The sequence below is a fragment of the Synechococcus sp. R6-7 genome (assembly GCF_047461695.1).
Lineage (GTDB): Bacteria > Cyanobacteriota > Cyanobacteriia > Thermostichales > Thermostichaceae > Thermostichus.
The window spans coordinates 1-19,167 of record NZ_JANSHS010000045.1 but is presented as its reverse complement, the minus strand read 5'-3'; the positions used below and the strand labels follow the sequence as shown (position 1 = coordinate 19,167).

General features: G+C 61.6%; 15 protein-coding genes. 8 read left to right on the top strand and 7 right to left on the bottom strand.

Features of this window, described 5'->3' with window-relative positions; all coding sequences use genetic code 11:
- Nucleotides 1–198: 198 nt before the first annotated feature.
- Entirely contained in the window at nt 199–558 is a 360-nt protein-coding gene (locus NW815_RS01845) for a hypothetical protein (RefSeq protein ID WP_414389391.1), read from the bottom strand.
- A 208-nt stretch (nt 559–766) separates the two neighbouring features.
- Between NW815_RS01845 and trpB the strand changes: the two genes are divergently transcribed.
- The 7 genes from trpB (at nt 767) to lysS (ending at nt 8,653) form a co-directional block, all read left to right on the top strand.
- Entirely contained in the window at nt 767–2,020 is a 1,254-nt protein-coding gene (trpB, locus tag NW815_RS01840; RefSeq protein ID WP_414389389.1) for a tryptophan synthase subunit beta, read from the top strand.
- Nucleotides 2,021–2,051: 31 nt separating this feature from the next.
- A complete protein-coding gene (locus tag NW815_RS01835; RefSeq protein WP_414415655.1) occupies nt 2,052–2,810 on the top strand; it encodes an AMMECR1 domain-containing protein in 759 nt (252 codons plus the stop codon).
- Nucleotides 2,800–3,564: a pantothenate kinase gene (locus NW815_RS01830; RefSeq protein ID WP_414389385.1), complete on the top strand. Its 765-nt coding sequence runs from the start codon at nt 2,800–2,802 to the stop codon at nt 3,562–3,564. Before NW815_RS01835 ends, NW815_RS01830 begins: the two co-directional genes overlap by 11 nt.
- A gap of 53 nt (nt 3,565–3,617) precedes the next feature.
- Complete coding sequence (gene aroC, locus NW815_RS01825) at nt 3,618–4,754, top strand: chorismate synthase (RefSeq protein ID WP_414389384.1); 1,137 nt, start codon at nt 3,618–3,620, stop codon at nt 4,752–4,754.
- Between the two features lie 12 nt (nt 4,755–4,766).
- On the top strand, nt 4,767–6,161 hold the full coding sequence (gene radA / locus NW815_RS01820; protein ID WP_414389381.1) for a DNA repair protein RadA: 1,395 nt from the start codon (nt 4,767–4,769) through the stop codon (nt 6,159–6,161).
- A gap of 240 nt (nt 6,162–6,401) precedes the next feature.
- On the top strand, nt 6,402–7,067 hold the full coding sequence (locus tag NW815_RS01815; protein ID WP_414389379.1) for a Uma2 family endonuclease: 666 nt from the start codon (nt 6,402–6,404) through the stop codon (nt 7,065–7,067).
- A 50-nt stretch (nt 7,068–7,117) separates the two neighbouring features.
- Nucleotides 7,118–8,653 (top strand): lysine--tRNA ligase, encoded by a 1,536-nt coding sequence (gene lysS / locus NW815_RS01810; protein ID WP_414389377.1) that lies wholly within the window; start codon nt 7,118–7,120, stop codon nt 8,651–8,653.
- Between the two features lie 93 nt (nt 8,654–8,746).
- On the opposite strand, the gene NW815_RS01805 is transcribed toward lysS, so the two are convergent.
- From NW815_RS01805 to NW815_RS01785, 5 genes are all read right to left on the bottom strand, one after another.
- Complete coding sequence (locus NW815_RS01805; protein ID WP_414415654.1) at nt 8,747–12,526, bottom strand: tetratricopeptide repeat protein; 3,780 nt, start codon at nt 12,524–12,526, stop codon at nt 8,747–8,749.
- Between the two features lie 153 nt (nt 12,527–12,679).
- The gene (locus tag NW815_RS01800; RefSeq protein ID WP_414387916.1) at nt 12,680–14,302 is read right to left on the bottom strand and encodes a copper resistance CopC/CopD family protein; all 1,623 of its coding nucleotides are present in this window, start codon (nt 14,300–14,302) and stop codon (nt 12,680–12,682) included.
- 17 nt (nt 14,303–14,319) lie between these two features.
- The gene (locus NW815_RS01795) at nt 14,320–14,913 is read right to left on the bottom strand and encodes a YcnI family protein (RefSeq protein WP_414356620.1); all 594 of its coding nucleotides are present in this window, start codon (nt 14,911–14,913) and stop codon (nt 14,320–14,322) included.
- Nucleotides 14,914–14,975: 62 nt separating this feature from the next.
- A complete protein-coding gene (locus tag NW815_RS01790; RefSeq protein ID WP_414342267.1) occupies nt 14,976–15,323 on the bottom strand; it encodes a hypothetical protein in 348 nt (115 codons plus the stop codon).
- Complete coding sequence (locus tag NW815_RS01785; protein WP_414342269.1) at nt 15,323–15,664, bottom strand: c-type cytochrome; 342 nt, start codon at nt 15,662–15,664, stop codon at nt 15,323–15,325. The genes NW815_RS01790 and NW815_RS01785 overlap by 1 nt, the downstream gene beginning before the upstream one ends.
- A 135-nt stretch (nt 15,665–15,799) precedes the next feature.
- Here NW815_RS01785 and dnaG point away from each other — a divergent pair, with 135 nt between their 5' ends.
- Nucleotides 15,800–17,740, top strand: a complete 1,941-nt coding sequence (gene dnaG / locus NW815_RS01780) for a DNA primase (RefSeq protein ID WP_414415653.1) — start codon at nt 15,800–15,802, stop codon at nt 17,738–17,740.
- Nucleotides 17,741–17,896: 156 nt separating this feature from the next.
- Here dnaG and NW815_RS01775 read toward each other — a convergent pair.
- A partial coding sequence (locus NW815_RS01775) for an alanine--tRNA ligase-related protein (protein ID WP_414415652.1) occupies nt 17,897–19,167 on the bottom strand: 1,271 nt, incomplete at its 5' end.

Below are 19,167 nucleotides of genomic sequence, written 5' to 3'. Positions count from 1 at the left end.
CAGGGTTTTGGGGGTTAGAGGCATGCTCTTTCCCAAAAGACAAAGGGAATAGGAATCCAAGTTTCACTGCCGTTGAGAATGGGTCGGTTGCGCCGCTTGTATCTGGGTGCCACTTGAAATAGTAGGTATAGCATCTTTTTCGAGAGTTTGAAATAAAATACCGATTTTTGGGCCACTATTTTGTTTTGTCGACCAAGTTTAAGTTTGCCGATCAACATCAGGGTTTTGGCCGGAGCGCAGCCGTTCGATTTCTTCTCTTGCCCGCTGGATAGCGCCGCAGTTGTCTACTGCTGCCCAGGTGGAGGCCAGAAACAGTCCGGGTAGGGAAACCTCTCCCTCGTCGTCGCTAAACAACACGCCGATGAAGAGACACCACCCCAGAAAGATCATCAGAGCTTTCCACCGCCGCGTGTAAATGTAGGCTGCAAAAGCAAGCAGAATGGACAAAAAGATCGCCACCCCCTGAGACTTTTGAGAAAGGGCATAGGTACGACGAATTTCTGCATCCGCTCTTTTTTGATCTTCTTGCCGCAGCAACTCTTGTAGATGTTCGTCCATAGGCCACCCAAACCTGACGGCCTCATCTTAAAAATCCTTGGAAGCCCCCTGTTCAAAGACAATTGTTCGGGATCCCTGTTGGGGGAGAACGGCAGGAAAAGAGAGGAGAGGTTGGCCACCCCCCCTTCTCGAGTTCCCAACTTCTGTAGAATGGGAAAGCTCGTCTCAATCTCTTATTGCAGGCTACAAGGCCCGGACGGACTCTGCCATGACCTCAGCTTCTTTTGCTTTTTCCCCTCGTGTTTTGGATCCCCTTGACCCGCAGGTGCGTCCGGATCCCCAGGGGCGGTTTGGGCCGTTTGGGGGCAGGTTTGTGCCGGAAACCTTGATGAGCGCCCTAACGGAGCTGGAGGAAGCCTTTGAGCATCACTGGCGGGATCCCGACTTTCGCGCCGAGTTTCACAGCCTGCTGCGGGATTTTGTTGGGCGGCCCAGCCCCCTCTACTTTGCCCAGCGGCTAACCGAATACTACGGTGGCCCGCAGATCTACCTCAAACGGGAAGATCTCAACCACACCGGCGCCCACAAGATCAACAACGCCCTTGGCCAAGTGCTGCTGGCGGTGCGCATGGGCAAGCGGCGGGTGATCGCCGAGACCGGCGCCGGGCAACATGGGGTGGCCACGGCAACCGTGTGCGCTCGTTTTGGGCTGGAATGCGTTATCTACATGGGGGCACTGGATATGGAGCGGCAGGCCCCCAACGTGCAGCGAATGCGCCTGCTGGGTGCTGAGGTGCGGGGAGTGGAATCGGGCACGCGCACCCTCAAAGACGCCCTCTCCGAGGCCATCCGCGACTGGGTAACCAACGTGGAGACCACCCACTACGTCATCGGCACGGTGGCGGGGCCCCACCCTTACCCGAAGCTGGTGCGGGCCTTTCACGATGTCATTGGCCAGGAGACGCGGCAGCAGTGCCAGGAAAAATGGGGAGGGCTGCCGGATGTGCTGCTGGCCTGTGTGGGGGGTGGATCCAACGCGCTGGGGCTGTTCAACGAGTTTGTCCGGGATCCAGGGGTGCGACTGATCGGCATCGAAGCCGCCGGAGAAGGGCTGCACACGCCCCGCCACGCCGCTACCCTCAACCGCGGTCGCATCGGGGTCTTGCACGGGGCGATGAGCTACCTGCTGCAGGATGAAGAAGGTCAGGTGCAGGAGGCCCACTCCATCAGCGCTGGCTTGGATTATCCTGGCGTGGGGCCAGAGCACAGCTACCTAAAAGAAATCGGGCGGGCCGAGTACTACGCGGTTACTGACGACGAAGCGGTGGAAGCGCTGCTGCTGCTGTCGCGCCTGGAGGGGATCATCCCCGCCCTGGAGACAGCCCACGCTCTGGCCTATCTGAAAACCCTGGCCCCGCAGCTCGGCCCTCAGCAGCGGGTGGTGGTCAACTGTTCTGGGCGCGGCGACAAGGATCTAAACACCGTTTTCAAGTATTTGCAGCAGCGGGGACGTAGCTTCTAGAGTACGGCTGAGAATCTTCTCTTCCTTTGTTGTGACCCCCAACGGATCCCCTCTGGTGTCCACCTGCCAAGTTCCCTTCGCCATTCGATTGCTGGGTCTTCTCGGCCTGCTCCTGGCTGCGGGGCTGGGGTTGTGGACGGGATCCGTGGGTGGTCCGCACCGCTGGCACAACCGCACGGGCGAGACGGAGTTCAATAAGGACTCCGTCCCGCTAACGCGATCAGCAGGGATCCCCTCTCCCAGCCGGCGACAACCTCTCCCTGACACCCTGCCGGCGCTGGCGCGTCAGGCCATTGCCTACTACTTCGCCACCGGCCAGGTGCTGCCACCTCCAGAGGAGATCCCGCCCCACTGGCGGCGCTCTGCGGGGGTTTTTGTAACGGTGAGTACAGAGGGTCGGCCCCGCGGCTGCTGGGGCAGCTTGGATCCCAGCGGCGAGGACCTAGTCAGGGCCACCATCCGGGCGGCGGTGGGGGCAGTCACCCGCGATTGGCGCTACGTACCTCTGCAACCCGGGGAGCTGGAGTCGGCCTCCATTCAGGTAGCCATTGTGCGGCGGGTGGTGCCCATTGCGTCGGCGGGACGGAGTCCTTTTGCCGCTGTGGAGCAGGTGGATCCCACCCGCATGGGCCTATTTGTCCGCTCTGGAACCCGGGGAGCGGTGTTGCTGCCGGGAGAGGCTTTGACGACAGAATGGCAGCTTGCTACCGCTAAGAGGTTGGCCGGGATCCCTGCCGACCAGCCGGTGGAGCTGTTTCGCGTGGAGGCAGAGCTGTTGCATGAGTTTTGAGGAGGGGGCAGATCTCAACGCTTCGCACTGTTGTCGTGAGTGGCTGGCAGCCGTGCTGGGCAACACTCACGTGCGCTGGGGTTGGTTTGTGGAGGAGACCCTGGTGAAGGTGGAGCGGTTTCCTGCTCACCAGCCCTTGTCCTGGCCGCAGCAGACAGAGCTGTGGCTGGCTCCTGTGGGCTCTGCTCCCCTGCCGTCGGAATCCCCTTGGGTGCATCGATTGGAGCTATCGCAGGTGCCGCTGCGGGATCCCTACCCGGGGTTGGGGCTGGATCGGGCTTTGGCCCTGTGGGCTGCTGGGATCCACTACGGCTGGCCCTGTTTGGTCATCGACGCGGGTACTGCCCTGACCCTCACAGGAGCTGACTCTGAAGGATCCCTGGTGGGAGGGGCCATCTTGCCCGGCCTGGGGTTGCAGGCGCAGGCGTTGGCTGATCACACAGCCCTGCTGCCCAAAGTGCAGTGGGATCCGCAGGATCCCTTGCCCCCTCGCTGGGCCAACGACACCGTGGCTGCCATCCGCAGCGGCATCCTCCACACCCTCTTGGCTGGCTTGCGCGAGTTCATTGCCGACTGGCGTCGCCGCTTTCCCCAAGGCCCCCTGCTGCTGACCGGCGGGGATGGGAAGTGGCTCCACCCTCACTTGGGCCCGCTTGACCCAGAGCTGCGCTGGGATCCCCACCTGGTGTTGCGGGGAATTGCCGGCTGCCGCCAGCTGCACCGCACTGCCCGCCACTCCCCTAGTGCAGAATAGAAAACAGTCTCTCCCAGCCGCCTGCGAGTAACGGCTTCTTGCTTGGGGATCCCATGGCCAACGGCAACTCCTTCGGTGTCCTGTTTTGCGTGACCACCTATGGCGAGTCCCACGGGGGGGCGGTGGGGGTGGTGGTGGATGGCTGCCCGCCGCGGCTGCCCTTGAGCGAGGCCGACATTCAGGCAGAGCTGGATCGGCGGCGTCCTGGCCAGAGCCCCATCACGACGCCCCGCCAGGAAGCGGATCGCTGCCAGATCCTCTCCGGGGTTTTTCAGGGCTTTACGCTGGGCACCCCCATCCACATCCTGGTGCGCAACCAGGATGCCCGCCCCCAGGACTACCAGGAGATGGCCACCACCTTCCGCCCTTCCCATGCCGATGCCACCTACCAGGCCAAGTACGGCATCCGCAACTGGCAGGGGGGCGGACGGGCCTCAGCGCGAGAAACCATTGGCCGGGTGGCTGCCGGGGCCATTGCCAAGAAGATCCTGCGCCTAGCGGCAGGGGTGGAGATCCTGGCCTACGTGCAGCGGGTAAAAGACGTGGAAGCCCAGGTGGATCCCAGCTCGGTAACTGCAGAGCAGGTGGAAGCCAACATCGTCCGTTGCCCCGATCCAGAAGCGGCAGCAGCGATGATCCAAAAAATCGAAGAGGCGGCGCGGGAGGGGGATTCCCTAGGGGGTGTGGTGGAATGTGTGGCCCGCAACGTGCCCCGCGGACTGGGATCCCCGGTGTTCGACAAGCTGGAGGCCGATTTGGCCAAGGCGGTGATGTCCCTGCCAGCCAGCAAGGGGTTTGAGATTGGCTCTGGGTTTGCCGGCACCTACCTGACGGGCAAGCAGCACAACGACGAGTTTTACATGACCCCCGGCGGCTGGCGCACCCGCAGCAACCGCTCCGGCGGCATCCAGGGGGGCATCAGCAACGGCGAAGACATCGTCCTGCGGGTAGCCTTTAAGCCCACTGCCACCATTCGCCAGCCTCAAAACACCGTCACCCTCAATGGGCAAGAGACGGTTTTGGCGGCGCGGGGACGCCACGATCCCTGTGTCTTGCCGCGGGCAGTGCCGATGGTGGAGGCGATGGTGGCCCTGGTGCTCTGCGACCACCTGCTGCGCCACCACGCCCAGTGCGGATCCCTGGTCTTGCCGGAGGTGCCCCTCCCTGTCGCCGCTGCTCCCCAGGCCTAGGAGTCCCCGGCTATGGCCAAGGCCAAAACCGTCTGGGAGTGCAGCCAGTGCGGCGAGCGCTACGCCAAGTTTTTGGGCCGCTGCGACCATTGCGGCGCCTGGAACACCCTGACGGAAGTGGTCGTCGCCCCAGCGGCCAAGTCCCCACGGGCCCAAGCCCTCGCTCCTAGGTCCAACCGCGCCAATGGGATCCCCCGGTCGGCCCTCCCCCTCTCCCAGGTCTCCTCAGATCGCCACCCTCGCCTCTCCTCCGGCTATGGCGAGTTTGACCGGGTGTTGGGAGGTGGCATTGTGCCGGGATCCCTGGTGTTGATTGGCGGGGATCCGGGCATTGGCAAGAGCACCCTGCTGCTGCAGAGCGCTGCCCACCTGGCCAAGAGCGGGCCCATCTTATACGTGTCGGGGGAAGAATCAGCCCAGCAGATCAAGCTACGCGCCGAGCGGCTGGGGGTGGAAAGCGAGCAGCTCTACCTCTTGGCCGAGACCGACCTGGAGGCCATCGTGGCGGAGATCCAGGCTCTGCAACCGCAGGTGGCGGTGATCGACAGCATTCAAGCCATCTTCTGGGGGCAACTCACCTCGGCGCCGGGATCCGTTTCCCAGGTGCGGGAATGCACCGGCCTGTTAATGCGGCTGGCCAAAAAACTGGGGGTGGCTCTGCTGATTGTAGGCCATGTTACCAAAGACGGATCCCTGGCCGGGCCGAAGGTGCTGGAGCATTTGGTGGACACGGTCTTGTACTTTGAGGGGGATCGCTTCCAAAGCCACCGCCTATTGCGCGCCGTCAAAAACCGCTTTGGGGCAGCCCAGGAAATGGGTGTTTTTGAGATGACCGCCTCTGGCTTGGTGGAGGTGGAGAACCCCTCGCAGCTTTTTTTGAGTAGCCGGGATCAGGCCATGCCCGGAACAGCCACCATCGTTGCCTGCGAGGGCACCCGCCCCTTGGTGGTGGAAGTGCAGGCCCTAGTCAGCCCCACCAGCTACAGCTCCCCCCGCCGCACCTCCACCGGCATTGAAATCAACCGCTTTTTGCAGATCTTGGCCGTTCTGGAAAAACGGGTGGGGATCCCGCTTTCCAAATACGATGCCTACATCGCCTCTGCCGGCGGCATTCAGGTGGCCGAGCCGGCTGCCGACTTAGGGGTGGCAGTGGCTGTGGCCGCCAGCTTCCGGGATCGACAGGTGGATCCCTTGACGGTCTTGATCGGCGAAGTGGGGTTGGGAGGACAGGTGCGCCCGGTGGCCCAATTGGAGCAGCGCTTGAAAGAAGCCAGCAAACTGGGGTTTCGCCACGCCATCATCCCCAACAGCCCTGTGTTGTCGGATCACGGCCTGCGCCTGAGTCGGGTGCAGCGGGTGCTGGAGGCTCTGCTCGTGGCTCTGCCCGGTTCCCAGAGCCCAGAATGAGGGCAGTTGCCCAAGAAAATCCCCTTGCACTTCATCCCGTCGCCGGGTTTTGCTGCGCCCTATCTCCAGAGGCTACGCCTGCTGCAGGAACATCGTCGGCTGCTCTGGTGGTGCCTTCATCACTTTCCCGAAGACTTTTGTTACTCTCAAAAAAGGTTACGCCTGCTGCGCGAACAGCTCAGTAGCATGAGTCAAACCCCAGCCCTCAGTTAGCAACACCAGCAACGGATCCCGGTGAGCATGGTTTCCGCACCCTCCAGCCCAGTCCAGCCCTCGATGCCAGAGACGGCATTTCCTCCGCCACCGGATAAAGGCTACACCCGCTGCGCGAACAGCGACCTGGTCATCGAGGATGATGAGCCCGCGGACAGCATTCTCTCCAAAAAGCTGCAGCGCCTGCTCACCAGCGCTCTCTACGCCTCCTTCCAGCCCAAGGCCAAAGACACCGGGGAACCGATCCCCTTTTTGGCCACGGCCAATGTCGGTCTGTTCTATGCCCTCAAACTGCCTCCCCTGATGCCCGATGTGACGCTCAGCCTGGAGGTGGCTCCCCCCGCCAGCTTTGAGCGCAAGGAAGATCGCACCTACCTGGTCTGGGAGATGGGTAAGCCGCCGGATGTGGTCATTGAGATTGTCTCCAAGCGCAAAGGGGAAGAGCTGGGCCGCAAACGCAAAGACTATGCCCGCGCCGGCGTCAGCTACTACGCGGTCTACGATCGCACAGCGGGCGTAGCCTCTCCCTTGCGGCAACTAAGGGAACTGCAGGGATCCCCTCTGGCCCTTTTTCAGCGGCGGGGAGGTGAGTTTGTCCCCTTCGCGTCCACATGGCTGGAGGACAAAGGACTCCGTCCCGCTAACGCGAAAGGACTCCGTCCCGCTAACGCGATCGCACCGCCGGCAGCCTGAAAAATCCCGTCCCTAACGGGGCTTCCATTGTCCATTGCCTATCCACCGCCATGTCTACCCTCCCCAGCAGCAGCGAAGCCGCCCAACGGGCCGCCCGATTGGAAAAAGCCCAACACCTGCGGGAACAAGGGATCCCGCCCTATGCCTATTCTTTTCCTGTTACCCATCTGGCTGCCGAGCTGCAGGAGCAATTTGCCGACCTAGAGCCCGGCGGCGAGCGGGAGGATGTGCAGGTGGCGGTGGCCGGGCGGATCCGGGCGCGGCGGGTCATGGGCAAGCTGGCTTTCTTTACCCTTCAGGATCGCTCTGGCACCATTCAGCTTTATCTAGACAAGAAACGGCTGACGGAGCAGATGGGGGAGCTGGCCTTCAAGAACCTGGACAAGCTCCTCGACGTTGGCGATTGGCTGGGGGCCAAGGGCTGCCTCAAGCGTACCGAAAAAGGGGAATTGTCGGTGCGGGTGGATGAATACCAAGTGCTAACCAAGGCGCTGTTGCCGCTGCCGGACAAGTGGCACGGCCTGCGGGATGTGGAGAAACGCTACCGCCAGCGCTACGTCGATCTCATCGTCAACCCTGAGGTCAAGCAGACCTTGCTCGACCGCGCCCAGATCATCCGCTCCCTGCGGCAGACTCTGGAAGAGCGAGGTTTTGTGGAAATTGAGACGCCAGTGTTGCAGGTGATCCCCGGCGGGGCGGAGGCGCGGCCTTTTGTTACCCACCACAACGCCCTGGATCTGGATCTCTACTTGCGCATTGCCACCGAGCTGCACCTGAAGCGGCTGGTGGTGGGCGGGATCGAGCGAGTCTATGAAATTGGGCGGGTCTTTCGCAACGAAGGCATCTCCACCCGCCACAACCCGGAGTTCACCTCTCTAGAGGCCTATCAAGCCTTCGCCGACTACCACACCATGACGGAGCTGACGGAAACCCTGGTCTGCAACGCCGCCCTGGCGGTGCAGGGATCCCTGCAGCTCACCTACCAAGGGGAAGCCATCGACCTCACCCCTCCCTGGCGACGGGTGACGATGCAGGAGCTGGTGGAGGAGGCCACTGGCATTTTCATCGATGTGGAAAAGGGATGCCCTGAAGAGCTCTTGCCGGCCTTGGCCGCCCAAGGGATCCCCGATCTCTCCCCCCAGGACTCCCCCGGCCAGTTGCTGGTCAAAGCCTTTGAGCACTGCTGCGAGAGCCGCCTGCGCCAGCCCACCTTTGTTCTGGACTACCCCCTGGATGTGTGTCCCCTCACCAAGCCCCACCGCAGCAAACCGGGGTTGGCCGAGCGCTTCGAGCTGTTCATCGTTGGGCGGGAGACGGCCAACGCCTACTCAGAGCTCACCGATCCGGTGGATCAGCGGCAGCGGCTGGAGGCCCAGGCAGCCCTGAAGGCAGCCGGCGATGAAGAGGCCCACTTTCTGGATGAAGACTTCCTCACGGCCTTGGAATATGGCCTGCCCCCCACCGGCGGCCTGGGCGTGGGGATCGACCGCTTGGTGATGCTGCTGTGCGACGCTCCCAGCATTCGCGATGTCATTGCCTTTCCGCTGCTGCGGCCCGAGACGGGAGAAGTGGCGGAGGAGGCTTGAGCCGATCCCTCTAACTGTCCATTCAAATCCCATCGATTTCTAAGAGAGGTTGGAGGTGGCCGCGGCGACGGCGCGGAGCCTTTGGGAAGTGTCTCAACCTATTTTGAAATAACTAGCGATAACGTCTTCCAAAAGCCGACCTTCGTACCCTTGCATCTGGAGGGCAGCCTGGAAATCCTGGCAGGCTCTCTGCCAATCCCCAAGGGCAGTCCGGGCCAGGGCGCGGTTGAGGTGGGCCTTGAGGTGGCAGGGATCCCTATCGCTCGCGTCAGCAGTGCAGAGTGTTATGGCTTGGTCGTAGTCGCGGATGGCCGCCGAAAAATCCCCCTGTTGGGCGTAGGCCCAGCCGCGGTTGTTCAAAACCCAGACCCGCTCCTGGGGATCCAGCTCCAGTTGCAGCAGTCGGGTGTAGTCTTCTATCGCTTTGTCCGTCTGTCCCTCGCCATCCCACAGGAGAGCTCGGTGGAGCAAAGCAGAGTGCTCCTGGGGGTTCAAGGCCAGGGCCTGCGTGTAGTCGGCAATGGCCAGCTCAGGGCAATTGGCCTGCCGGTGCAGATCCCCCCGTTGACGGTAGGCCAGGGCAGCATCGGCCACCCCCCAGTTCTGGTCGAGGCTCAGAGCTTGGTTGAGATCCGCCAATGCCGCCTCTTGATCCCCCAAAGCCAGATGCACCCTTGCCCGCAAAGCAAAAGCCTGAGAAGCCTGCGGTTGCTGCTGGATCAGCGCCGTGAAATCGGCCAACGCCCCAGCCAGATCCCCCCTCTCTTGGCGACACAAGCCCCGATACAACAGGGCTTCGGTGACCAGCACTTCTGGATCCCCTAGGCTGGCCAGCTCCAAGACCCGATCCCAATCGGCTATTGCCCCCTCCAGGTTGTGGCGCAGGCGGCGGACTTGGGCCCGCTTCAGGTGGGCCTCCAGATAGAGCTGCCGGGACTGTTCCCCGTCTTGGGCCTCTTCCTGGATGACTTGGTCGAAGTCGGATTCGGCCTGCTCCAAGGCTACGCCCGCTGCAGGAACGGTGCCGCGCACTGCCAACGTCAACAACAGAGAGCCGCGGGCCAAGCGGGCCATCCTGTGTTGGGGATCCTGCTGCAGCAGACGGTTTAGATCTTGCAAGGCCGCTAAGGACTCCCTCCCGCTTTCGCCAACGGTCTGGCCCAACTGTTGCAGGGCCTGTGCGCGGTGCCACAGCGCTTCCCTGTGGTCAGGATCCTGCTGCAAAACCCGGCTGAGATCCTGAATGGCGGAATCCCAGTTGCCCACCTGTCCATGGGCCATGCCCCGTCCCAGCCAAGCCGTCCAGTCCTGAGGATCCTGCCGCAACACCTCGTCGTAGTCGGCAATGGCCTCTGGCCACCGGCCCAGCTGTCGGCACAACTCAGCTCGCTCTTGGCGCAGATCCCGCCGTTCCGGCTGCAAGCGCACCGCCTCGTTCAACTGCTCCAAGGCCGCCTGCAGATCTCCCGTCTGGATTTGGGCCCGCGCCAGATCTCGGCGGATATCCGCCTCGGCCACTGCCGCCCCCAGGGCCAAAGCCTGGTGGTAATCCTGGATGGCCCCCAGCCCATCTCCCAGAGCAGCCCGCACTTGGCCGCGATGGAAATAAGCCAAGCCCGACTGAGGATCCCCTTGCAGAGCTTGGTCGAAATCGGCCAGCGCTCCCTGCCAATCCCCCAACCGTTGCCGTGCCATACCGCGGCGCAGATGGGCATTCAACAGCAGCTCCGGCCCGCGTGGGATCCCCCACTGCAACACCTGCGAGAAGTCCTCACAGGCTGCCGGCCAATCTTCCCGCTCAGCATGGAGTTGGCCGCGGTTGAAGTAGAGCTGAGGGTTCTGCGGATCCCGCTCCAGGGCAGCTGTATAATCCCGCAGAGCCGCTAGGGGATCCCCCAGCAGCCAATGAATTCGCCCGCGGCTGCTGTAGGCACTGGCATCTTGGGGATCCAAAGCAATGGCCTGGTTCAAGTCCGACAAAGCCGCTTCGATGTTGCCCAAGTCCAGGTGGGCAATGCCCCGGTTGAGGTAGGCTTTGGCCATTTGGGGATCCAGCTCCAGGGCGCGGTTGAAGTCTGCCAGAGCGCCGCCGGGATCCCCCAGCCCCTGGCGAGCCAAGCCCCGGCAGAGATAGGCCCGCGACAGGTTGGGATCCAGACGGAGAGCCTGTTCACAATCGGCCAGCGCCGGCTCCAGGGTGTTGCTGCTCAGGTAGGCCATGGCCCGCTGCAAGTAGAGATCCGCCTGGGCTGCCGCCTCTGCCTCAGGTAGCTCAGTGGCCTCAGCAGACCGTAGGGATATGGCCTGAGAAAAGTCTTCAACAGCCCCCTGGGGATCCCCCAACGCTTGCCGGGCCAGGCCCCGGTGGTAATAGGCTTTGCCGTGGCGAGGATCCAACTGCAGCGCTTGGGTGTAGTCCTCGACGGCCCCTTGCAAATCTGACAACTGGACCCGCGCCACTCCCCGGTTGAAGTAGGCTTCCCCGTCCTGAGGGTCCCGCTTGATCACCTCGGAAAAATCGGCTGCTGCCCCCTGCGCATCTCCCAGATGGCCGCGCACCACGCCGCGGTTGAAATAGGCCCGCACATCTTCCGGGTTGAGCTCAATGGCCCGCGAATAGTCTTCGATGGCCTGCTGCTGCTGATTGAGTTGCCGGTAAGCATTGCCACGGTTGTAGTAGGCCACCGCCCATTGTGGGTTGAGGCCGAGAGCCTGGGTGTAGTCGGCAACAGCTCCCTCGTAGTCCTCCAGCCGGTAGCGGGCAATGCCGCGGTTGAAATAGGCGCGGGCGTCCCCTGCCAGTTGAATGACTTGGGTGTAATCTGCGATGGCCCCTGCCAAGTCCCCACTTTTGTAGCGGGCGCTGCCCCGCTGGCTGTAGGCGCGGCTATTTTGGGGATCCAATTGAATGGCCAACGTGCAGTCGGCAATCGCCCCCTGGAAATCCCCTTGGCGGGCTTTCTCCTGTGCGCGGGCCAACAGGCGCGTCACCAAAACCTGATCCACCGAAACATCGCCGAGCGTCGCCTCTTGGGGAAAAGGCAACAGGGGCCGCAGCGCCTCCAACACTTCAGCAGCGGACTGGAAGCGCTCTTGCCAGTGGGGGCAGATCAGGCGATCCAAAATCTCGGCCAGCTCCTCGCTGACCTGAACCAAATCCCGCCAGAGCAGTTGGCCGGTGCGGGGATCGTCCCGGATCTTATGGGGAGGACGACCGGTGAGGGCTTGGATGGCCAGCACCCCTACGGAGTACAGGTCGCTGCAGGGCTGGGGCTTGCCGTTGAGCTGTTCGGGCGCCATGTAGCCAACCGAGCCAATCACCGTCGCCAACTGAGTTTGGCCGGGGGCATGGCTGACCAACCGCCCCACTTCCTTGACTGCCCCAAAGTCGATCAACACCAACTTGCCATCGGCATCGCGGCGCATCAGGTTGGCCGGCTTGATATCCCGATGGACGATCTGGTGGGCGTGTACGTGGCGCAGGATCTCCAAAATATCCCACAACAGTTTCAAAACCTCGGCCTCGCTCAGCGGCTTGCCCGGGATCAGCTCCTGGCTGAGATCATGCCCGGCAACAAACTCTTGCACCAAGTAAAAATCCTGATCCTGCTCGAAGTGGGCCAAAAGGCGGGGCACCTGGTCGAAGTGGTTGAGCCGGTTGAGAACCTTGGCTTCCCGTTCAAAGAGCTTGCGAGCCGTGGCCAACGTATAGGGATCCGTGGAGAGGGGGCGAAGGCGCTTGACGACGCAAGGGCTATCGAAGGTGTCTTGATCCACCGCCTTGTAGGTTACGCCAAACCCTCCTTCCCCGAGGGGATGGAGAATGCGATAGCGTCCCCTGAGCACACTTCCCGCTCTGATCTTGTCTTCCACAGCCAAGTCAGTCCCTGAGCGGCGCAGCCTTTTGCCACTACGAGCTGGCTCGATTCTGCCACAGGCGGACGCCCTTGGGCGGAGCAACCCACAGCTCCTATCCAGGGTCTTTTTCAGCTTTTTCTGTTGGCGATCTTCAATGTCTGTAACAATTCAGAGAGAAACCGCGATCTGACCTCGCCGCTCTTCAAAATCGCTGATCAGCAGTCTCACCTCGATCTGCCATTCCCCCGCCAGGGCTAGGGGCACATTTTCCACCACAAATTGGCCAGGCCCATCCGGCGCTACAGTGCGGCGTAGAGGGGGGATCCCGTGTTCCGGCAGGGAAAACCCAAGGGTCAATTCCTGAGCCGGGACTCCCTTCACCTCAGCCCGAATTTGATTTTCCCCAGGACGACAGGGCAGAATCCTCAGGTGCAGGCTGCCTTCCGGCCAGTTCAAGCGCTCTTCACAACTGGTCTGCAAGCCCGACTCCAGTGGGGATCCCATGCCGTGCCTTCCATTACTGGGAGGAGCCTGGGCCACCAAGAAGCTGGTCAAGGCCAGCACCAGCATCAGCCCCACCAACTCCAGGCGGACGATCCGGCGCAGCGACCGGCCCACCGTCTGCCCACCCTGTTGCAATGCCGGCACCAGCCGAAACTTGTTGTGGGCGCCCAACCCCACCATCATCAGCACCAGCAGCAGCTTGGCCCAGAGATACTGCCCATACGGATGATCCCAGTCCCAGCCGCGGTGGATCCCACCCATCCCCACCCCCGCCAGGATAAGCCCCGGTACCGCCCAGGTGGCCACGTCAGAAAACCGTTGGATGATGCCTACAGATGGGTAGGGAGCAGATTCCTTGCCCAGCAGGCGCTCCAGCCCCCACAACCCTCCCAACCAGAAAGCTGAACCGGCCAGATGCAGCCCCAGCAGCGCCATTGTCCCCATCGGATGCTCACTGGTGAGAGCATGGCCAATGGGCAAAAAGGAGCCGAGCACCAACACCGACCCCATACCGCTGGCCCAGACGGCACCTCCCTCACAGGCCCAGATCAGGATCCCTAGCCCCACCAGCCGCAGCCCTGTACCCCAACCGTAGGGAGAAAGCATCACACGCAGCAGCTCTCGCCCATTAAAGTAAGGGTAGAGCTGGGCCAAATGCAGACTGAAGGCCACCACGGTCAAGCTGAGGGTGATCCAAGCTGTCGCAAAAGCCCAAGATAAGGGCTCCGCCCCGCTGACGCGATCAGAATCGGCGAAACTGCTCCGCTGCCCCCGCAACAGTCGCCACCAGCCCAGCACCCCCACCACAAAAAGGCTGCCCAAGTAGATCCCCCAGCGCACCCCCACCAGCGGCCAGTACAAGGGATCCCTTCCTTGAAGATGGGTCGCCCTCACCGTCTGAACTCGCTCCGGATCCGCTCCCACCAGGAAAACAAACGAACCGCTTACCGGATGAGAATCGGCAGAAATGGCCCGCCAGCTGACAATGTAAACCCCCTCTGGGATCTCCTGGGGCAGATCCCCCTGCGGCGCGTTGCCGGTGCTCACCACGTTTTCCAAAGCTAGCGCCCGTCCGCTGCTACCCAAAACCTGGAGTTGCGTGATCCGCACCGGCTCATTGAAGACCAGCCGCACCTGTGTCGGCGCTTCCTGCAGCACCGCCCCATCCTCTGGGAAGGTGGAGAGCAAGCTGGCATGGGCAAAAGCGGGCTGGATCCCGGCCACCCACAGCAAGGCGCAGAGGATCCCAGACCAAATCCAAGCAAAACCCCTTTTGGGATGAAACATGCTCCTAAGCAGACCGCTTAGCGGGTACCGTGACCATGCCCATGTCCATGCCCGTGGCCGTGCCCATGTCCACTGTCTCCACCTGTCAGCTTCAGCAGCGGAGCCGGCTCCGGCAAACTGTTGGGATCCTCGCCAGGCTGAGCCACCTGAATCCAGCGGTACATGCCCTGCTCGCACTCCTGAATCACTGGGATGGGGATGACCTCACCGGGGCGATTCGGCAGCTTGAGGCTGATGCTGAACTCATCCATGAACTCATCGGGCAGCGAGCCGCCGCTCCAGATCACCTCGGCAACCGTTTCGGTAATCATCTTCCCATGCGACTCATAGGGGGTCTCCAGCGGCTTTTTGACCGTCTCGATTTTCCACAGGGGATGCACCATCGGCTTCACAGAGACGAATCCCTCCGGAATCTGCACCCGCAGGCGCACGGTCGGGGATCCATCGCAGCCATGGGGCACCCGAAAGGTGAGCTTGGCAAAGCTGCCCGCCGGGGCCTCTTTGGGATGGACGGTGACATGGGCCCAGGCAGAGGAAAGGGGTAAAAAACTCATTCCCAGGGCCAGCAGAGATTTCTTGGCCAGGGTCAAGTAACTTTGCAGACTGAACATTCGCAGATGCTCCTTACAAGCCTGTAGAGAAAGAGAAAAATGCAGTGTTTGTTGGTCAAAACCTAGGGGTGGTGATGGGATCCGTGGGATTCCGTTATGCTCATGCTGTGCTGTCCCCAACTGGCTAGGCCCATCGACACCAGGCCGGCACTGGCCAAGCCCATCGACACCAGCCCGAACGAGAGCGCTCCCATAGCCACCAGGCCGATAGAGAGGATGCCGTGAGTCACCACGCCGATGGCCACTACCCCATGGGCAGAAATGCCCACCGCCACCAAGCCATGGGCTCCCACGCCAACCGACAGGATTTTGCGGCGGGATCCCTTCCCTTCACATCCCTGCTCGTGAGGCAGCCGCTCCGCCGGGCTTTCCTGCAGCAAGGCTGGATCTTGAGTCTTCTCTTTGGCCACTAGCCTTTACTCCAGTTGTGCTCAGCGCGATCCAAGACATAGGCCGCCACTGCCTCGATCTCCTCCGGCTTGAGGATCTTGGCAAAAGCCGGCATGGCTCCTTTGCCGTTTCTCACCTGGGCCTGGATCAGCTCAGGGGTATCCACGTGGTACTCATGAAGAGCCGCCAGAGAAAGGTTTTTCGCTGCCACCAAAGTGTTGCGCCCGTTCAAGTGACAACCCACACATTTGGCCTGAAAGACCTTGGCTCCCAAGGCCAAATCAGGCTCAGCAGAAGCCATTTGCGGGCCTAAAAAGAGGGCAAATACTGCCACCAAAAGCCCGATAAAAAGGTTGATCATTCGCATTTTCATCTCAGGGACTGACCGAAAACTAGCCTTTAAGGCCCGCCCATTATCCCAAGCCCGTTGGGCCAGGTCAAAAGACAGCCTGTCGAGCTTCCCCCGGCTACCATAAGGTCAGGATCCCCCGAAGCCATGAGCGGTCTGCCCCCCGATTTCATTCAGTTGGTGCGCCAAAAGGCCGACCTCGTGGAAGTGGTGGCCGAAAAAGTGGTGCTGCGCAAGCAGGGAAAGAATTTCGTTGGGCTCTGCCCTTTCCACAACGACCACAAACCCAGTTTTCAGGTCAGCCCCAGCAAGCAGATCTACAAGTGCTTCTCCTGCGGGGCAGGGGGAGATGTGCTGCGCTTTGTCATGCAGACCGAGCATCTCTCCTTTGCTGAGGCCGTGCGCCACTTGGCGCGGCGATACCACATCCCTCTGCCCACTCGCCACACCGAGACACAGCCCTTGGGATCCCTTGATGAGCGGGAGCTCTCCCACCGGGAAAAGCTGCTGGAGATTTTGGCCATGGCTGCCGATTTTTATCGGCATGCCCTCCGATCCCAGCTAGGATCCGCCGCCCGCCAGTACCTGCACAGCCGCCACCTGAGCGAAGAAACTTTGCAAAAATTTCAAATCGGCTTTGCTCCCCCCGGCTGGCAATCTCTCTACGAATACTTGGTCAACCACAAGCGCCAACCGGTCAAACTTTTAGAAGAGGCTGGATTGCTGGTTCCCCGCCAGCAGGGATCCGGCCACTACGACCGCTTTCGCAACCGGATCATGCTGCCCATTTTCGATGTGCAGGGGCGGGTGATCGGGTTTGCCGGCAGAGCCTTGGGGGAGTCAGGACAGCCCAAGTACCTCAACTCTCCAGAAACAGAGCTCTTCAACAAAAGCCAGGTGGTCTATGGCCTCAACTTTGCCCGCGATGCCATTGCCAAGGCCGATCAAGTCTTGGTGGTGGAAGGCTATTTCGATGTCATCGCCCTGCATCAGGCGGGGGTTGCCTATGCCGTAGCCGCTATGGGCACCGCTTTGACGCCCCACCAGGTGAAGATCCTGCTGCGCTACACCCAATCGAAGCGACTGATTCTCAATTTTGATGCGGATCGGGCCGGTTTGAACGCCGCCAACCGAGCCATTGAAGCCGTTGAAGAACAAGCGCGGCGCGGAGAAATTGAGCTGCGCATTCTCACCCTTCCTGAGGGCAAAGATGCCGACGAGTTTTTGCGGGAGTACAAGAGCTCGGCCCCGCCGACGCGAGCGGTTTCTGAACTGCAAACCCTGATCGAGCAAGCTCCCCTGTGGCTGGATTGGCGAATTGAACAGGTGTTGGCCGGTCGGGATCTGAGCCGGGCCACCGATTTTCAGCAGGCCCGTCAAGCCCTTGTGCAACTGCTGGCCGGTTTGGGTGGACAATGGCGCTCTTTGTATTTGCACAAAGTGGCAGAATTGCTCAGCCGCGGCAACGGTCGCCTCAGTCGAGATTTGGAAGAAGACCTGCGCCGAGCCGTGCGGCAGTACCGCTGGGCCAAACCCCGGCAACCTTCCCTCAATAAGGGATCCAAACTCTTGCAATCTGAGTCCCATCTTTTGCAGATCTTTCTGCATTTTGGCGAGTATCGCCGCGAAATTCGGCAAACTTTGCTGGAGCGGGAGCTGCAATTTAGCTTTCGCCCCCACCGCGAGTTGTGGCAGCGGATCTTGGAGCTGATCTCGGCTCAGCCGGAGCTGGAAGAGCAAGAAGAGACGTTGCTGACGGCTTTGCGCACCCTCTGTGCCCAAGATGAGCAGCTCAACGAGCGCCTCAGCCATCTGCTTTGGCTGGACGAAAACACCCGCGTAGCTCTGATGCGTCCGCAGATGGTGGTGCGGGCCGCCATTGCCAACATGGAGCTGGAAATTCGCCAGAAACGCTACCGCTATTGGACCCAACTGTGGGATCAAGCCTTTTCCGAGGGCAACACCGCCCTGGCTGCCCAGTACCAGGCCAGCATCCAGCAGGAATACCAGGCGATTCAGGCGCTGCAGCGGCAGGTGCAACTGAGCTTGGAAGACCTGTCGGAAACTGCACTGGCCGAAGATCTATAGTCATTTCGATTTAAACCTAAACCCATAACCCAATACGGGGCCAGAAGGCTTCCCTCAATAGCCCAGGCGTCTCACCCTAAACTGAACAGCACTCTAAACTGAACGACTGTAGTGGCTGATGGACGGCCTGTTGGTGCTCAAAAGGGCTTCGCTCCCCTAGCGCGAGATCAGCTCCGCTTGCAACCGCTCCCGGGCCACCTGCAAAGCCTCTGCCAATTTCTCCGGCTGTTTGCCCCCAGCTTGGGCCAAGTTGGGCCGTCCGCCGCCGCCCCCTCCGGTGAGTTTGGCAATCTCGCCGATGAAGGATCCCGCCTTCAGGCCAAGTTGCTGCACAGCAGGGCTAAAGGCAGCCACCAGGCTGACCTTGCCGGCTTCCGGCACCGATCCCAGCACCACTGCCCCTTCCCCCAGCTTGTGGAGCAGATGCTCGGCAGCGGTTTTGAGGGCCTCAGGGGTGGTGGATCCCAGCTCGGCCACCAGCACCTTGAGATCTCCGACGGCAACCGCCTGGGCCAGCAGACCTTCGGCCTGTAGCAAGGCCAACTGGCTGCGCACCTCTTCCAGTTCCTTCTGGGCAGCTTTCAGCTCCGCCTGTAGGGCGGCAACCCGCTCCGGCAGTTCCTGGGGCTTGGCTTTAAATTGAGCGCTCAGCTCCCGCACCACCCTGTCCCGTTCGTTCAGGTATTCCAGCACAGCCGGCCCGGCCACGGCCTCGATGCGGCGGATCCCAGCAGCCACTCCCGTCTCGGCGATGATCTTGAACAGGCCGATCTCGGCGGTGTTGTTGACATGGGTGCCGCCACACAGCTCCATCGACACCCCCGGAAAGTCGATCACCCGCACCTCGGCGCCGTATTTTTCCCCGAACATGGCCACGGCACCTCTGGCTTTGGCTTCGGCCAGGGGCATGATCGCCACTTGAGCAGCATGGGCCTCGGCAATCCAGGTGTTCACCAAGTTCTCGATCTGTTCCAGCTCCTCAGGGGTGACTGGCCGGGATAGGGTGAAATCAAAGCGCAGCCGGTCAAAAGCCACCAGGGATCCCGCCTGACCAATCGAGGGATCGACAATTCTTTTCAGGGCCGCCTGCAGCAGGTGGGTGGCGGTGTGGTGGGCTTGGGCGCGCCGCCGACAGGCCAGGTCGATTTGGGCTTGGACGGGATCCCCCACCCGCAGGATCCCGCGTTCCACACGGCCAAAGTGAACGAACAGATCCCCTTGCTTTTGCACATCTTCAATCCGCACCAGCAGGCCGTCCCCAGAAAGGTAGCCCCGGTCGCCAATTTGCCCGCCGGACTCGGCGTAGAAGGGCGTGCGATCCAAAACGACCTGCACTGCCTGCCCTGCCTCCACTTGGGGCACCGATTTTCCCCCGACCAGCAGGGCCTCGACCACGCCGCGGGCAGAAGATTGGCTGTACCCCAAAA

What these genes read in the sequence shown, in the direction of transcription:
- dnaG (WP_414415653.1), top strand. Translation starts at nt 15,800, where the DNA reads ATGAGCGGTCTGCCCCCCGATTTCATTCAGTTGGTGCGCCAAAAGGCC.
- NW815_RS01800 (WP_414387916.1), bottom strand. Translation starts at nt 14,302, where the DNA reads ATGTTTCATCCCAAAAGGGGTTTTGCTTGGATTTGGTCTGGGATCCTC.
- NW815_RS01795 (WP_414356620.1), bottom strand. Translation starts at nt 14,913, where the DNA reads ATGTTCAGTCTGCAAAGTTACTTGACCCTGGCCAAGAAATCTCTGCTG.
- NW815_RS01845 (WP_414389391.1), bottom strand. Translation starts at nt 558, where the DNA reads ATGGACGAACATCTACAAGAGTTGCTGCGGCAAGAAGATCAAAAAAGA.
- NW815_RS01830 (WP_414389385.1), top strand. Translation starts at nt 2,800, where the DNA reads ATGAGTTTTGAGGAGGGGGCAGATCTCAACGCTTCGCACTGTTGTCGT.
- radA (WP_414389381.1), top strand. Translation starts at nt 4,767, where the DNA reads ATGGCCAAGGCCAAAACCGTCTGGGAGTGCAGCCAGTGCGGCGAGCGC.
- trpB (WP_414389389.1), top strand. Translation starts at nt 767, where the DNA reads ATGACCTCAGCTTCTTTTGCTTTTTCCCCTCGTGTTTTGGATCCCCTT.
- NW815_RS01815 (WP_414389379.1), top strand. Translation starts at nt 6,402, where the DNA reads ATGGTTTCCGCACCCTCCAGCCCAGTCCAGCCCTCGATGCCAGAGACG.
- NW815_RS01785 (WP_414342269.1), bottom strand. Translation starts at nt 15,664, where the DNA reads ATGATCAACCTTTTTATCGGGCTTTTGGTGGCAGTATTTGCCCTCTTT.
- aroC (WP_414389384.1), top strand. Translation starts at nt 3,618, where the DNA reads ATGGCCAACGGCAACTCCTTCGGTGTCCTGTTTTGCGTGACCACCTAT.
- lysS (WP_414389377.1), top strand. Translation starts at nt 7,118, where the DNA reads ATGTCTACCCTCCCCAGCAGCAGCGAAGCCGCCCAACGGGCCGCCCGA.